The following is a 15,491-nucleotide window of genomic DNA, read 5'->3' on the forward strand; positions in this document are numbered from 1 at the left end:
ATGATAAGAATCAATAAAGCAGTATAAAAACCGGGGCCATATGGCCTCGGTTTTTTATCTTTTGGTATAGTCAAGTTTGGCTACAATACCATTTGAACCGGAAGCCCAAACAGATCCACCTGATTTGGAAAGCTTGACAGCGTGAAATCCATCATCAGAGAACTTTACCCAATTTTCTCCTCCATCCGAGCTATAATCAGAACCATTAGGGCCTACCGTTATCAGCCAATGAAACCTGGGAAAATATGTGACGCCGGACCTATAGCCTTGAGGTTTTTTACCTTTATTTGATATCCATGATTTTCCTTCGTCATGGCTTAATATGATATTGTTTGAAGCATCATCTGGGGCTTCAAAATCTCCACCTACTGCTATCAGGTTTCGGTTATCTATCATACACAGGGAGAATATACCCTGCGATATAGTTCCCTGTTGAATAGGTGTATCTATAGTCTCCCATCGACCCCCCCGGTTGTGGGTATAATATATGTTACTATTAGTGCCCCCACTGGCCAGCCATATTTCATCTTCTTCTATAACCATAGCTGATCCACTGGCTGCAAATCCCGCCTCCCCTTCTTTTGCAGTTGGTGTATTCCGCAGCTGTTCCCAAGTTTCACCGGCATCTAAAGTCCTTAATATGACCCATATACCCTCTACAGGATCTCCGTATACAAATCCCTGTTTTTCATTTACAAATTCCATCCCGTTGAAAAAATCCTCCTTACTTCCTTCATAAATCTGCTGCCAAGAATTTCCTCCATCTATGGTTTTATAGATGGCAGCAGGTTGGCCAGCTGATAAGGCTATGGCAGTGGCGGCATTGATGGCTTCTATGTCCCTAAAATCGACACTATCCATTCCATTAATAAGTCCATGAGACCAAGTCTGCCCCCCGTCTATGGTCTTCATCCAGGTACCACCTGATCCGGTAGCCCAAGCTATTTCTTCCGTCAATGGGGATAAACCCCTTATTGATCCTGCTGTACCGGAATCGAAAATGATCCAGCCCTGAGGGTCGGTATATTCTCCCTTATGTTGTCTGGTTTCACAGCTTGTAAGGATAGATATTATAATAAAAAACACTAACACTCTATTGGTCATGATGTTTATATAAGCTGTAATATGTTTCTAATCTAAAAATGATTCTCTTAAATACCTCGCAGTATGGTTATCTTGTATTTCTTTCAGTGCTTTTGGCGTTCCTTCAAATGTGACATATCCACCTTTGTCCCCACCTTCAGGACCTAGATCTATCACCCAATCGGCCGATTTGATTACTTCGGTATTATGCTCGATAATGATCACAGAATGTCCCTGGTCTATCAGCGCATTGATAGAATGAAGCAATTTTTTTATATCATGGAAATGCAGCCCGGTAGTTGGTTCATCAAATATAAAGAGGATATGATCATTTGATTTATTATTGTTTTTACCTAAATATGAAGCCAGTTTTACCCTTTGCGCTTCACCTCCACTTAATGTGTTGGAAGATTGGCCAAGGCCTATATAGCCAAGGCCGACTTCCCCAAGCGGTTCCAGTTTGTTTATAATAGCAGGTTTATCCCTGAAGAAATCCAAGGCTTCATCTATGGTAAGATCCAGGACATCCGATATATCCTTATCATGGTATTTTATATCTAAAATTTCGTTTTTAAATCTTTTTCCCTTACATGATTCACATGTAAGGAAAATATCTGCCATGAATTGCATTTCGATCTTTTGGGTACCTTCTCCCTGACAGGCTTCACATCTTCCGCCGTCGACATTGAAGCTGAAAAATGCAGGCTTATAATTCCGCTGCTTGGATAAGGCTTGTTCGGCATATAAATTTCTGATTGCATCATAAGCTTTTACGTAGGTCACGGGGTTGGATCTGGATGATTTTCCTATTGGGTTTTGGTCTACAAATTCTATTTGGGTGATTTGTTTATAATCCCCTTCCAGTTTGTCAAATTTTCCCGTTTCATCTATCACAGTACCCAGGATTTTGCCTAAAGCAGGATAAAGTACTTTTTTGATAAGCGTAGATTTACCAGAACCACTTACTCCTGTTATGACGGTGAGAGCATGGAGTGGAAAACTCACCTGAAGGTTTTTCAGATTATTTTCTCTTGCGCCTTTTACGGTTATTTTGTCTTTCCAGGTTCTTATTCCCTGTTTTACGTTGATTTTTTCTTCCCCTTTTAGGTATTTGGCGGTATGGCTGTTACCTGCTTCCAGCAGCTGATCAAGATTGCCCTGAAATACAAGCTCTCCACCATGTACACCTGCATCTGGCCCTATGTCTATGATTTCATCTGCGGCTTTCATGATTTTCTCCTCATGTTCTACTACGATTACTGTATTGCCCATATCTCGTAGGCTCTTCAATACAGAGATCAGTCTGTCTGTATCCCGGGGATGGAGACCTATACTTGGTTCATCTAGGATGTACATTGATCCTACCAGAGCTGATCCAAGCGATGTAGCCAGTTTTATGCGTTGATATTCACCTCCAGATAGTGTAGAAGTAAGCCGATTAAGTGTAAGGTATCCCAGCCCAACCTTATTAATATATTCCAATCGATTTATTATTTCTTTTAGGAGGCGATTAGCTACTTTTTCTTCCGAAGATGTAAGTGTGATATTGAGAAAATGATCATATGCCTGTTCTATGGGCATCAGTACGATATCAATGATACTTTTTTGATCTACTTTCACATATGAGGCATCTTTCCTTAACCTGGTTCCTTTACAGTCCGGGCAGGTGGTCCTGCCACGGAAGCGGGACAGCATTACTCTATATTGGATTTTATGGGTTTTACTTTGAAGGTGTGTAAAGAATTCATCCAGACCTTTAAAATACTTATTGCCCTTCCATATTAAGTCCTGATGTTCCTGGTCCAGATCTTCATATGCCCTGTGTATAGGGAAGTCAAACTGGATTCCATTTTTGATGAGAGGCTCAACCCATTTTTTGGAACTTTCCCCCCTCCAAGGTGCTATGGCGCCTTCATAAATTGATAAGCTCTTATCAGGAATCACCAGATCAGGACTAATGCCCAGAACGGAGCCAAATCCCTCACATGTTTTACAGGCCCCATAGGGGTTGTTAAAACTGAAAAAGTTTACAGAAGGATGTTCAAATGTCATCCCGTCCAGTTCAAATCTATCATTGAATGTCTGATCCGCTTTACCGGGGACCAATATATGACAGGATCCATGGCCTTCGTAAAATGCGGTCTGTACACTATCTGCTATTCTAAACTGATTGTCCTCATCTTCATGTTTTACTGAAATCCTATCTATAAGGATATCATAATCTCCTTCCGGGAAATGGTCTTCATTGATAAGATCTTCTACAAAAAAAGCTTCCTTATTAATCAATACCCTGCTGAAGCCTTTTTGCAAGAGGATTTCAATTTCTTTTTTGATGGTTCGATCGGTAGAGATCAGTAGTGGGCAGCTGATCATCACCTTTTCCCCTTCTTCAAAACGGTGAATGAAATCAACTACATCAGTAATGGTGTTGTGTTTCACCTCATTGCCGGATATAGGTGAAATAGTCCTGCCTATGCGGCTGTACAGCAGTTTAAGATAATCGTAGATTTCGGTGGTGGTACCTACAGTAGAACGGGGGTTTTTGGTAGATACTTTTTGCTGTATGGCTATAGCCGGAGATACTCCTTTGATATATTCTACATCGGGTTTCTCCATTCTTCCCAGGAACTGGCGGGCATATGAGCTGAGGCTTTCTACATACATCCTCTGGCCTTCGGCAAATAAGGTGTCAAAGGCGAGTGAGGATTTACCGGATCCCGATAGGCCTGTCACCACTACTAATTTATTTCTGGGGATAGCTACGCTTAAGCTTTTTAGGTTATTTACCTTGGCATTTTTTATTATGATGAAGGCTCTTGGATCTAGTTGATCAAAAGGGACCGATTTATCTTCCATTATATGATGCATAAGTACAAATATACCAAGAGAACATGGTAAATAGTAATTTTGTTGGTATGGATAAATACGCCATTTTTAAAGTTTGGATAATAGGTATAGGGTTATCAAATTTTTTGTGGGTTTTACTCCTTAAAATAGGAGCATTTCGACGCTAAAGTTATAATTTAAAATAAAATTCGTTCGATTAGTATTTAGCTGTAAACTTCTTTTTTATAAAGGCTAGCAACATGTTACAGAGGAATGTTCGGTGGATATTACAATGATGTAGTTAATAAATCCAAAAAAACTCAAATTTGATTGCATTGTATTTTTCTAATATATACATTTGGAAAATAGCATAATATTGTTTCACGATAAATTCATAATATGGGATAAAACTCTACGTTATTTAAAAGTTAGAATTTATGAGTAAAAGGTTAGGGCCTAAGGACAGCGAACTTATCGCACAGTACAGAAATGGTAGCGAAGCTGCATTCGAATCATTAGTTGATAAGTATAAATCCAGGGTGTTTACGACGATTTATATGATCGTAAAAGATCATGGTGTGGCAGAGGATTTATTACAGGACGTATTCGTCAAAGTAGTACAAACACTCAACTCTGATCGATATAACGAAGAGGGGAAATTCCAACCCTGGTTAATGAGAATAGCTCACAACCTGGCAATTGATTATTTCAGAAAAATGAAGCGATACCCTTCCATTTTGATGGAGGACGGGTCGAATTTATTTAATACGCTGCAGTTTGCTGACGAAAATGTGGAAGATCTCCGGGTAAAGGAAGAAACGCATAAACTTGTCAGGCAGCTGGTTGATGAACTTCCAGAGACTCAGAGGGAGGTGCTGATCATGAGGCACTTTATGGATTTGAGCTTTCAGGAGATAGCAGAACAGACCGGAGTCAGTATTAATACTGCCTTAGGCAGAATGCGCTATGCGTTGATCAATATGCGAAAGAAAATGAATCAAATAAATTTCGCCTATGATAAAATCTTTTACCCCAAATGACCTGGTCAGCTATTTATACCAGGAGTTAAATGATGATGAATCTGACCAGATCAGGCAGGCATTGCATAGCAATGATGACCTTATGGATGAGTTTCTCGAGATGAAAAATGCATTCGAGGGATTGGATCATGCTTTTATTCAGCCATCTGATAAAGTAGTCATAGCGATTAAGAAAAAATCCAAACCTACAGGTCTAGAAAAGTACAATGATATACAAACCGCTCGATGAGCGGTTTTTTTTTACCACAAAAGGATCTGAATTCTTGCTTTCATAAGTATTTACCATATAGACTTTTTTAGATTTTTTGTAAAACTGAGCTTTTGAAGGAAAATCAATATTTTAGTACCTAATGAAAATGGTTTATCTTAAGTGAATGGCAATCCCTTTATTTAATTTTGAATATACATATGACATACAGCTTGCACGAAAAGCGCGGTTGATTCTGTTTCTAACCGCTTTAACTCGCCGATTTAATACTGGAGATTTCATTTACCTTTAACTATATTTCCATAAACTTGTTACTTTAGATATCCAAATTGGATCTACCGGTTAAAATATACTAAACTTTAGAAATGCTCAAGAAAGAAAGATACAAAGCTTTTATAGATCACTTTGCAGAGAATATGCCCGAAGTAGAGACGGAGCTGCATTATGACAGCCCATTTCAGTTGCTTATCGCCGTAGTCCTCAGTGCACAGTGTACAGACAAAAGGATTAATATGGTCACTCCTGCCATTTTTCGTGATTTCCCTACCCCTAAATATCTGGCAGCGTCAAATTTCGATGAGCTGTATCCTTATATTAAATCAGTATCTTATCCAAATAATAAAACCAAGCATTTACTGGGACTTGGCAAAATGCTGGTGGAGGAATTTAACAGTGAAATTCCATCTACGGTAGCAGAGCTGATCAAGCTACCAGGGGTGGGAAGAAAAACGGCCAATGTGATCACCAGCGTGATCTGGAGCCAGCCCAATATGGCCGTAGATACGCATGTATATAGGGTTTCCCGTAGACTGGGGCTCGTGCCTATGACGGCTAATACTCCTTTAGAAGTGGAAAAGCAGTTGATCAAACACATACCCACCCAACATATCCATAAAGCCCACCACTGGCTGATATTGCATGGCCGATACATATGTTTGGCCAGAAAGCCAAAATGTGATGTATGCAGCATCACCCACCTTTGTAAATACTACCATAAGCTCAAAAAAATCCACAAAATGGAGCAGGAGTTATTGTCAGAAAAACATAAGTAATGTGCGGAATTAACCTCATCATCAATAGCTCCGGTCACGACCCTTCTCATATCAAAAAGATGATGAAGGCTACCGCACATAGAGGTCCCGACCACTCTGATTGGTTGGATGTGGGTGAGGGTGTGATGGTGGCAGGGAACCGGCTAAAGATCCTTGATCTAGGAGATCTACCTAACCAGCCGATTACCACCCCGGATGGACGCGGCATATTGGTATGGAACGGGGCGCTGTACAACTATCAAGACCTAAGAAATATCCTGCTGGATGAGGGCATACAATTCCAAACACGATCAGATTCTGAGGTTTTGATCCATTGGCTGCAACAACATGGAATAGAGGGTGTGGAAAAGTTGGAAGGGATGTTTGCTTTTGCTTATGTGGATAAGTCAAAGAAAGAGGTGATCATCGCTAGGGATACATCGGGAAAAAAACCGCTATATTATGCTAAAAACCAGAATAAATGGGTATTCTCATCCGAAACTATCGGGGTAATGGCATCGGGTATAGTTCAAGCTGCTTTAAATCATAACCAATTAATGCCTTATTTTTATTCCAGACATACCTTTCCAGATGCTACCTTATATGAAGGGATTTACCAGTTTAAGGCCGGTAGCGTCTGTTCTTATAGTTTTTTGGGGGAAAAGCTTGAAGAGAGATCGCTTGAAAAAAGTTTTGTGCCTATAGCCATGCCCACTTTGGAGCAGTTTAAAGAGTTGCTTATAGATGCAGTGCTGAAACACTTCCATGCTGAGGTGCCTGTTGGGATGGTTCTTAGTGGAGGTGCTGACAGTACTTTGCTGTTGAACACCTGGTATAAAGAAACCGGAACGCCTCTTCATACTTTTACTGCTACATTTGGGAATAAATATAATTCCACTTACCCTGATGGCCGATTTGCTACAGGATTGGCTGCCAAATACCATTGTGCTCATCATGAAATATTGGTCACACCCCAAACAGTACAGGAAAATTGGGCTGACTATATAGTGAGTCTCGACCAACCAATAGGTGACAGTGCCGGCTTTCTCACCTGGCTGATAGCAAAACAGGCAAAGCAGTATGTGAAGGTGCTGATCAGTGGTGCTGGGGCGGATGAACTTTTTGGCGGATATAACCGGCACATCGCCTTCCAGAAATACCTTAAAAATCCCGGATTATATCATTCGATGGGAAAAGTAGCCAGATGGGTTCCGCTATTACCACGCTCTATACGCAAATTTTTTGATGCCCTGGAAAAGGATGTCTGTTCCAGCTTTCTGAATTTCACTGCACTTCAGCCTATACCGGATCCATATAAACCTTTATATTTATCTTATTATAAGCAGACCGGTAAGCCTTTTAAAGATGCATTGGAGTGGGACCGTTCCTTTTATCTCATCAATGATGTGCTAAAAATCCATGATAATGCCTCTATGGCCCATGGACTCGAAGGCAGAGCACCTTATCTGGATGGACCTTTAGTAGACTTGAGTAAGAGGCTATCGGAAGAGCAGCATTTATCACTGTCGCCAAAGGAGTGGATCAAAACTTTACTTAAACAACAAGATTTATCTCCTATCGCCAAACGCAAAAAAATTGGGTTTGGGATACCTATAAAGGAATGGCTGAAGGAAGATCTGAACTTTAGAAACAAACTATTGGTCACAGTAAAATCATTTGGAAAATCCCATGGGAAATATTTTCCAGAGGAAATGTTATTTATTTGTAAGGAACCAAATAGGTATATTGACAGCAGCTATTTACAAATCTGGAATCTTTATGTGCTAGCATCCTGGGTAAAGCATCATAAATTATGAGGATCATCTATATCCATCAATATTTTGTCACTCCAGTGCAAGGTGGAGCTGTACGTTCCTACTATCTGGCCAAAGGGATGGTGGAAGCAGGTATGGAGGTGGATATGATCACGGCCCATAATGAGGATGTATATGATCTGAAAATTATAGAAGGAATTAAGGTCCATTATCTACCGGTGGCTTATGACACTACATTTGGTTTTTTCAAAAGAGGTAAATCTTTTCTGCATTTTGTATCACATGTGAAAATGTTGATTCCCAAACTTCCCAGGCCAGAGCTCCTGTATATCAGCTCTACTCCACTTACCACCGGAATTATAGGCTTATGGGCCAAAAGGAAATATGATTTGCCCTATATCTTTGAAGTAAGGGATCTATGGCCCGAAGCTCCCGTTCAGATGGGAGCGGTCAGGAATGCCCTGTTAAAGACAACGCTTTATAGGCTGGAAAATAGAATTTATAAGAATGCTCTTAAAATAGTAGCCCTTTCTCCGGGTATTAAAAATTATATAGAAAAGAAAACCTCCAAAGAAAAGGTTTTTCTTATTCCGAATTTTGCCGATACTGCTTTTTTTAAACCTATTCAAAGAACCTCCGCCGAGAAATTTACCATTAGTTATGCTGGAGCAATAGGGCAGGTCAATGCACTGGAAGGATTGCTGGAGCTGGCCCAGCTAGCTAAGCAGAAAGGCAGAGACTGGCAATTTGTGATGATGGGTAAAGGGGCATTACTTCCCAAACTCACTAAAATGGCTGTGGATATGGGATTGGACAATTTAAAATTTGAGCCTTTTGGAAGCAAAGAAAAAGTTAGGGTACTGCTCCAAAATTCAGACATGGTATATATCAGCTTTGCACATTTGCCAGTGTTAAAATCCAACAGTCCCAATAAATTTTTTGATGCTTTGGCTATGGGCAAACCTTTGATAGTAAATCACAAAGGCTGGGTTCAGGAGCTTATCCACACCCATCAGCTTGGCATATATTATAATGCAAAGCAAGCAGATACCTCTTGGAATAGACTTTGTTTTTTTGTGGATAACCCTCAAAAGTTAGCAGAATCCGGTAAAAGGGCTAGGCAACTGGGAGAAAATTATTTCTCCTCAGAAATAGCTGTGAAGCAGGTGCTGCATGTATTGGATCCACAGAAGCACCCCTATAAAATCATAGACGGGGTTTATATCCTGACTGCCTGAAAATCCGTGTTGCGCTGCGCTCTTCCATCAGTTCAGAAAGGGAGATATTATTGGATGCTACATAGTCATCCACTATATTCCATCCCACCCATCTACCAATACGGCCAGGTGCATCCGGGCTTATTTCATCTGTAAAAGGGGCTTCACCTGTATACTTCCTGATCTCAAACGGGTTGGTTTCAAATAACAGCTCGTTTTCCACGAAGTGGCTCCAAATTAATTTTTCATTGGCATAGCTGGCTAAAATATCATCCTGAGAGTAACCTATGACCAATGAGTCAGGTGTACAGGGTAAGATGGATTTTGTAAAATGGTAGGCTTTGCCATAAAATACCATCTCTGCCAAAAGTGTATTATCCCTCATATCTGTATGGTTAAATTTTGATGAGATGGCCGTTACCAAGGTGGGGACCAAATATTCCCGCTGATATCTTTTGGTGATATACTGTGGTAGATCATCAGGTTGAAATGGGTGATTCTGCGGAAGGAAATAATCCAACCCTATTACAATGATATTATCATCTATATAGAAATCATTACTGAATCCACTTACAAAGGTATAAATTTTCGGTACGCTGTAATCTGGGAAATGGTAGCGGATATATTTAAAAGCATTTTCCAATTCCTGTTCTACTGCATCAAAATCCTGAAAATTAAATTGGACTGCCTTATTTAGCTCCTGCATTAAGGTGTCTTGGGTAATGCCCATCATTGAGGCATAAAAGTCATGCCTGCTGTGATAGAGATCTGCCTGTAGGTAATCCTGCACAAATTCTGGGTGAGCTTCAAGTAAGGTTTCGAGCTGATCTTCGGATGTTATATCAAAAAACATGCGGTCCATTCTAACTATATCCATATCTACTGGTACCCTCAGGATATCCTCAGACAGTTCACAGGTAACTGTAGGGCTACTGCATGAAATCAATAGGATCAGAAATGAAAAATTGAATGCCTGCTTTATCATTGATTTTAAAATAGGTGATATTGAAGCCAAAAATAAGTTAATTCATAAGAGATACCAGCATTAAAAAGTTAAAAAGTACAAATGAATAAATGCATGTTAAAATAAACAGGCTAGGTTTTAGGATACATAAAGTATTGGATTTCTTGTTCGGAATAATTTTATTGATCATCAAGAAAAATGGTCACAATATATTATTCTATCCCACGCCCTGTAAGATCTCCATAGCTTTATTGGCTAGCTGATAGTAAGTGCTTTAGTATGACAGTTATATTAAAGGATAGAATTTTTCAAATTTATATTAAAGGTTTACTTTATAAAAACAGTGAATGGAAGATACGCAATAGAACCTTAAAGTAGAAATAGAGGTAAAATGGTAAGATTGGCTAACAATTCAGCTAATTTTAGATGTTTTCCTATTATCTTGGTAAGGGTATGTACCATAACTATATGAGGTTTACATTTTTAATGGCCTGGGCATTTTTTAAATACTTTACATGGGTAAAGGTGTACAATTACCTGCTATTGGCCATTTCATTTTTAACATCCAGAATACTTAAAAAACCCAAAATTCTAGGGTTACCCACTAGCCTATCCATAGAGCCCACCACCTCCTGTAACCTCAGGTGCCCCGAATGCCCTAGTGGTTTAAGAAGTTTTACACGCCCTACAGGGATGCTGGATCCGGTGTTATTTCGAAAAACCATAGATGAAATGGCCCCCCACCTCTCCTATCTCCATCTGTATTTTCAAGGCGAACCTTACCTTCATCCCCAGTTTTTGGACCTCATATCCTATGCAGACATGAGGAAAATATTTACGGCTACCTCTACCAATGCGCATTACCTAAGCACAGAAAATATAAAAAAAACGGTTGCTTCTGGATTGAGACAATTGATAGTGTCTGTGGATGGAACTACCCAGGAAGTTTATGAAAACTACCGAGTTGGCGGAAAGCTTGAAAAAGTCATCCATGGAATTAAAGAACTTATCAGCTACCGAAATGGGCAGCGAAGAAGTTTTCCGCAAGTAATTTTGCAATTTCTGGTGACAGGTATAAATGAACACCAGATTCCCCAGGTTTTAAAGCTGGCAGAGGATCTGGGCGTGGATGACCTTCAGCTAAAGACCACACAAATATATAATTATAAGAATGGATCTCATCTGATCCCACGAAATCTAAAATATGCCCGATATGTATCCAATGGACAAGGCTGGAAATTAAAAAAGTCTATTGAGAACAAGTGCTGGAGGATGTGGAAGGGAGCTGTTGTGACCTGGGATGGAAAAGTTGTCCCCTGCTGTTTTGATAAAGACGCTAAGCATGTAATGGGAAATCTTCAAGAAGAAAATTTTGGCCATATTTGGAATAAACCTATCTACCAATCGTTTAGGAAACAACTTTTGGTAGACAGAAGTCAGATAAATATGTGCCTTAACTGTACAGAGTGAGTTTCTCACAATTAATTTATAAGAATATACCACAAAAGGATGGAATACCTATCTTTACGATTGTTTTCGGCAGGCCTTCGTACCAAAACAAAAAAACCAACCGATTATTAAAGTGGGTGACCGGGCGAAGCTGTGTCGATACACCATTCAATATATTTATAAACAAATGATATTATCCAAATGTAAATGCTGTCCAAAAGTCTTGATAATGAGTTTTATCATATTGATAACTTTAGGCTATACGGCAGCCCATGCACAAAATATTCCTGACATCAGCACCATAAGGGTAGATGACCTGACTGATGCACAGGTTCAAGAATTAGTAGCCAAAGGGAAGGAAGCGGGACTTACGGAGCCAGAATTATTGCAAGCTGCTCAGCAGAGGGGGCTGCCACGAACAGAAGTAGAAAAACTTCGTATTCGATTGGAGCAGTTAAAGCTAACTGGGGATGGACCTGGCCGCACCACCACCAGAAGGTCGGAGAGAGAAACCAGAAAACAGTCTGATTTGGTGGAAATCTCCGATGGTATGTTATCCCAAGATGGTGATCTCACAAGACCTACGTCAGATAAACCTATCTTCGGCAGCAAACTTTTCTCAGCAGTAGACAGAAAATTGACTTTTGAACCAAATCTTAATTTGGCTACTCCTCAGAACTATATATTAGGCCCGGGTGATATGTTATACATAGATATATATGGATTATCCGAGCAGAGTTATGAAGCAATAGTCTCGCCGGAAGGTAACTTAATGTTGGATAATGTGGGTCCCGTAAGTGTATCTGGTCTCACTATAGAGGATGCCACTAGAAGGATAAAAAATAGATTGGGCAATTATTATCCTGGCATGGGTGGAAGCAATCCGAATACATTCGCCCAAGTTTCTTTGGGAGATATACGGACGATCAAGGTTCATCTGGTGGGTGAAGTCAGAATGCCAGGCACATTTACCTTAAGTGCATTCAGTTCTGTTTATAATGCATTATATGCTGCAGGTGGACCATCTGATAACGGGACCTTAAGAAATATAAAACTGGTAAGGAACAACAGAACCTTGGCGACCATTGACATATATGAATTTTTGATGGAAGGATCAGCTAATCTTAATGCGCAGCTTCAGGATCAGGATGTGATTCTCGTCGAGCCATTTATAGCCAGGGTAGAAGTAGCAGGGGAAGTGAAGAGGCCAGGCATTTTTGAAATTAGAGATGGTGAATCATTGGAATCCGTAATGAAATATGCAGGAGGCTTTACTGATAATGCCTTTGCGGATCGGGTAAGTGTAACCAGAAATACCTCTAAAGAAAGAGCAGTATCAGATATTTATCAGGATCAGTTTTCTTTTTTCACTGTAAAAGGTGGAGACCGTTATCAGGTCGGAGAGATACTTAACAGATATTCTAATAGGGTTCAGATAAAGGGGGCCGTATTTAGAGAGGGTAATTATGCACTTTCTGAGGGACTGACGCTATCTCAGCTCATACAGCGTGCAGAAGGGCTGAGAGGTGAAGCGTATCTTCCCAGAGCGACTGTATTGCGGACCAATGATGATCTGTCTACAGAAGTATTTCAGGTCAATCTCGCTGAACTACAAGCCGGAAGGGGCAATGATATCTTGCTTCAGCGTGAGGATATTGTCCGAATTTCATCTATATATGACCTTACAGAAGAGTTTTATGTGAAAATTACAGGGGAAGTTAGAAATCCGGGTATTTTTCCATATTCCCGTAACATGACGGTGGAAGATTTAATAGTTTCGGCAGGAGGGCTTAAAGAAGCTGCCTCAGTTTCGGATGTGGAGGTAGCGCGTAGAATTCAGGATGCCAATGCGAGGGACATTTCAGAGATCATTGCTACCACGATCAATCCGGATCTCAGCCCATCTTCTGATCCCATCATCCTTTCTCCTTTTGATAATGTGATCATCAGACGGAAGACTAATTTTATGCTAGAGAAAATGGTGAGAATAGAGGGGCAGGTAAATGCACCAGGGGAATTTGCCGTAAGAAATGCAGAAGAAAAAATCTCAGACGTCATCCGAAGGGCCGGGGGACTGAGTGAATTTGCTTACCCTAAAGGAGCTACCTTGATCCGTAGAACAGAATTTTACCAGACTGAATCTGAAAAAATACGCAAACAGAGAAATTATGAAGAACTTTTGGCCAGGCTGGCAAATGAATCAAAGGATCCGTCAGAATCCCAGGCCATGCTTTTGCAGCGTGTGGGCAAAAGTATCCAGCAGCAACAGCCTTCGTTGTTAAACAGAGATGAGGATATCACTGTACAAACCAAAATAGATGCCCTAAGCGGTATAGCAGATAGAAAGGCAGATCTGGCCCCTATAAAAATAAGGGAAACAGAAGCAATTGCAATAGACCTGGAAACCATACTACAAAACCCGGGATCCAAACACGATCTCATTTTAGAAGAAGGAGATATCATCAGTATTCCCAAACAGCTACAGACGGTACGGTTAAGAGGAGACATCATTTATCCTACTACGGTGCGGTATGAAAGTGGCAGATCCATGAGTTTTTATATCAACAGGGCTGGAGGCTTTGATAATAGAGCTAAAAGGAGAAGAACCTATGTAGTGTATGCCAATGGAGAAGTGGCCAGAACAAAAAGTTTCCTCGGTATAAGGTCCTATCCTATCGTAGAACCAGGGGCTGAAGTGATCGTGCCTACTAAAGGTCCCCGTATTCCTTTCCGTCCTGGTGAAGTGATCAGCATAACTACAGGATTGGCAACATTGGCTTTACTTTTTAGTCAAATTAATTTTAATGGACAATGACAGATTATCAGCATATCAAAGATGATAAAATCACATTTCGGGAACTCATACTGCGACTGCAGGGCTGGAGTGAAGTTTTCAAAAGAAAGTGGAAGATACTGGTGGTATTTCTGATTATAGGTTTGATAGCGGGAGCAGCAGTGTCTGTATTTAAAAAACCTATTTATATAGCAGAAACCACTTTTGTACTGGAGGAATCAGATATGGGTGGTATGGGGGGCAGTATGTCAGGTCTGGCTTCTTTGGTAGGTATCAATCTCGGATCTTTGGGATCATCCAATGGCTTATTCTCCGGGGATAATATTATGGAACTGTACCGATCAGACAATATGCTCAGCAAAACGCTATTGAGTCCTATGAATGCAGTAGGAGATTCAGGCCAGCTACTGATCAATCGGTACATCACATTCAATAAGTTGGACCGAAAGTGGAGGAATGAGGTAGATTTCTCGGCCATGGACTTTGCTAAAAATAGAGAAATGTTTTCTATAAAAGAAGACAGTGTAGTCAAGGAAATCATCAAGGAAATCCGCAAAAGTAATCTTTCGGTAAGCAAACCTGATAGAAAACTCAGTATTATACAGGTAAGCATCGCATCTAAAGATCAGTTGTTTGCCAAGTATTTTAATGAGCAGCTGGTAGAAAATGTGAATACTTTTTACTATGAAACTAAAACTAAGAAAACAGCAGAAAACCTTTCTATTCTACAGACGCAGGCTGATAGTGTGAGAAAGATTTTAGATAGGAGCTTGACAGACTTTGCTTCAGCTACAGATAATGTGCCCAATCCTAATCCTCTCGTACAGCGGGCCATGGTAGAATCAAGAAAGCGCCAGGTAGACGTACAGGCGTCTTCTACCGTATATTCTGAAATAGTAAAAAACTTAGAAATCGCCAAAGTAAACCATAGAAATAATAGTCCTCTGATTCAAATAATAGATTTTCCGAGATTTCCTCTTGAGGAAAGTAAGATCAAACTTCTTAAAGGGTTAATTATAGGGGGCTTATCTTTTTTTATATTAGGAATCTTTTATATTTATTTATCTACCTTATATGCTGCCAATATTAGGGAGTCGGCATAAA

General features: G+C 40.1%; 11 protein-coding genes. 8 read left to right on the forward strand and 3 right to left on the reverse strand.

The genetic code is table 11. From position 1 onward, the window contains the following. Positions 1-54: 54 nt before the first annotated feature. Both EL17_RS12695 and uvrA read right to left on the reverse strand, forming a co-directional pair. Positions 55-1,104: a YCF48-related protein gene (locus EL17_RS12695; RefSeq protein ID WP_035074510.1), complete on the reverse strand. Its 1,050-nt coding sequence runs from the start codon at positions 1,102-1,104 to the stop codon at positions 55-57. A 27-nt stretch (positions 1,105-1,131) separates the two neighbouring features. Beyond that, positions 1,132-3,939 (reverse strand): excinuclease ABC subunit UvrA, encoded by a 2,808-nt coding sequence (gene uvrA, locus EL17_RS12700; protein ID WP_035074678.1) that lies wholly within the window; start codon positions 3,937-3,939, stop codon positions 1,132-1,134. Between the two features lie 407 nt (positions 3,940-4,346). On the opposite strand from uvrA, the gene EL17_RS12705 reads away from it, so the two are divergent. The 5 genes from EL17_RS12705 to EL17_RS12725 all read left to right on the forward strand — a co-directional run bounded on the left by EL17_RS12705 (position 4,347) and on the right by EL17_RS12725 (position 9,201). After that, positions 4,347-4,949 carry an RNA polymerase sigma factor gene (locus tag EL17_RS12705; RefSeq protein WP_035074514.1) on the forward strand — a complete coding sequence of 201 codons (603 nt, stop codon included), beginning with the start codon at positions 4,347-4,349 and terminating at the stop codon, positions 4,947-4,949. Next, positions 4,924-5,178 carry a hypothetical protein gene (locus EL17_RS12710; RefSeq protein WP_035074516.1) on the forward strand — a complete coding sequence of 85 codons (255 nt, stop codon included), beginning with the start codon at positions 4,924-4,926 and terminating at the stop codon, positions 5,176-5,178. Before EL17_RS12705 ends, EL17_RS12710 begins: the two co-directional genes overlap by 26 nt. 344 nt (positions 5,179-5,522) lie before the next feature. Continuing rightward, positions 5,523-6,209 (forward strand): endonuclease III, encoded by a 687-nt coding sequence (gene nth / locus EL17_RS12715; protein ID WP_035074519.1) that lies wholly within the window; start codon positions 5,523-5,525, stop codon positions 6,207-6,209. Continuing rightward, on the forward strand, positions 6,209-8,005 hold the full coding sequence (asnB, locus tag EL17_RS12720; RefSeq protein WP_035074522.1) for an asparagine synthase (glutamine-hydrolyzing): 1,797 nt from the start codon (positions 6,209-6,211) through the stop codon (positions 8,003-8,005). The genes nth and asnB overlap by 1 nt, the downstream gene beginning before the upstream one ends. Beyond that, positions 8,002-9,201 (forward strand): glycosyltransferase family 4 protein, encoded by a 1,200-nt coding sequence (locus tag EL17_RS12725; protein ID WP_035074526.1) that lies wholly within the window; start codon positions 8,002-8,004, stop codon positions 9,199-9,201. Before asnB ends, EL17_RS12725 begins: the two co-directional genes overlap by 4 nt. Here EL17_RS12725 and gldB read toward each other — a convergent pair. Beyond that, positions 9,170-10,165 (reverse strand): gliding motility lipoprotein GldB, encoded by a 996-nt coding sequence (gene gldB / locus EL17_RS12730; RefSeq protein WP_035074529.1) that lies wholly within the window; start codon positions 10,163-10,165, stop codon positions 9,170-9,172. The two genes, EL17_RS12725 and gldB, sit on opposite strands and share 32 nt — an antisense overlap. 432 nt (positions 10,166-10,597) lie before the next feature. On the opposite strand from gldB, the gene EL17_RS12735 reads away from it, so the two are divergent. The 3 genes from EL17_RS12735 to EL17_RS12745 all read left to right on the forward strand — a co-directional run bounded on the left by EL17_RS12735 (position 10,598) and on the right by EL17_RS12745 (position 15,490). Then, complete coding sequence (locus EL17_RS12735; protein WP_240485991.1) at positions 10,598-11,614, forward strand: radical SAM/SPASM domain-containing protein; 1,017 nt, start codon at positions 10,598-10,600, stop codon at positions 11,612-11,614. A gap of 208 nt (positions 11,615-11,822) precedes the next feature. Further along, entirely contained in the window at positions 11,823-14,408 is a 2,586-nt protein-coding gene (locus EL17_RS12740; protein WP_051719986.1) for an SLBB domain-containing protein, read from the forward strand. Beyond that, complete coding sequence (locus EL17_RS12745; protein ID WP_035074532.1) at positions 14,405-15,490, forward strand: GumC domain-containing protein; 1,086 nt, start codon at positions 14,405-14,407, stop codon at positions 15,488-15,490. Before EL17_RS12740 ends, EL17_RS12745 begins: the two co-directional genes overlap by 4 nt. Position 15,491 lies beyond the last annotated feature (1 nt).

The organism is Anditalea andensis, assembly GCF_000714815.1.
In the GTDB taxonomy this organism is placed as follows: Bacteria; Bacteroidota; Bacteroidia; order Cytophagales; family Cyclobacteriaceae; genus Anditalea; species Anditalea andensis.

Bases quoted from the DNA above. Each gene is read 5' to 3' on its own strand.
- gldB (WP_035074529.1), bottom strand. From the start codon at position 10,165: ATGATAAAGCAGGCATTCAATTTTTCATTTCTGATCCTATTGATTTCA.
- asnB (WP_035074522.1), top strand. From the start codon at position 6,209: ATGTGCGGAATTAACCTCATCATCAATAGCTCCGGTCACGACCCTTCT.
- EL17_RS12710 (WP_035074516.1), top strand. From the start codon at position 4,924: ATGATAAAATCTTTTACCCCAAATGACCTGGTCAGCTATTTATACCAG.
- EL17_RS12740 (WP_051719986.1), top strand. From the start codon at position 11,823: ATGAGTTTTATCATATTGATAACTTTAGGCTATACGGCAGCCCATGCA.
- uvrA (WP_035074678.1), bottom strand. From the start codon at position 3,939: ATGGAAGATAAATCGGTCCCTTTTGATCAACTAGATCCAAGAGCCTTC.
- EL17_RS12745 (WP_035074532.1), top strand. From the start codon at position 14,405: ATGACAGATTATCAGCATATCAAAGATGATAAAATCACATTTCGGGAA.
- EL17_RS12725 (WP_035074526.1), top strand. From the start codon at position 8,002: ATGAGGATCATCTATATCCATCAATATTTTGTCACTCCAGTGCAAGGT.
- EL17_RS12705 (WP_035074514.1), top strand. From the start codon at position 4,347: ATGAGTAAAAGGTTAGGGCCTAAGGACAGCGAACTTATCGCACAGTAC.
- EL17_RS12695 (WP_035074510.1), bottom strand. From the start codon at position 1,104: ATGACCAATAGAGTGTTAGTGTTTTTTATTATAATATCTATCCTTACA.
- nth (WP_035074519.1), top strand. From the start codon at position 5,523: ATGCTCAAGAAAGAAAGATACAAAGCTTTTATAGATCACTTTGCAGAG.
- EL17_RS12735 (WP_240485991.1), top strand. From the start codon at position 10,598: ATGTACCATAACTATATGAGGTTTACATTTTTAATGGCCTGGGCATTT.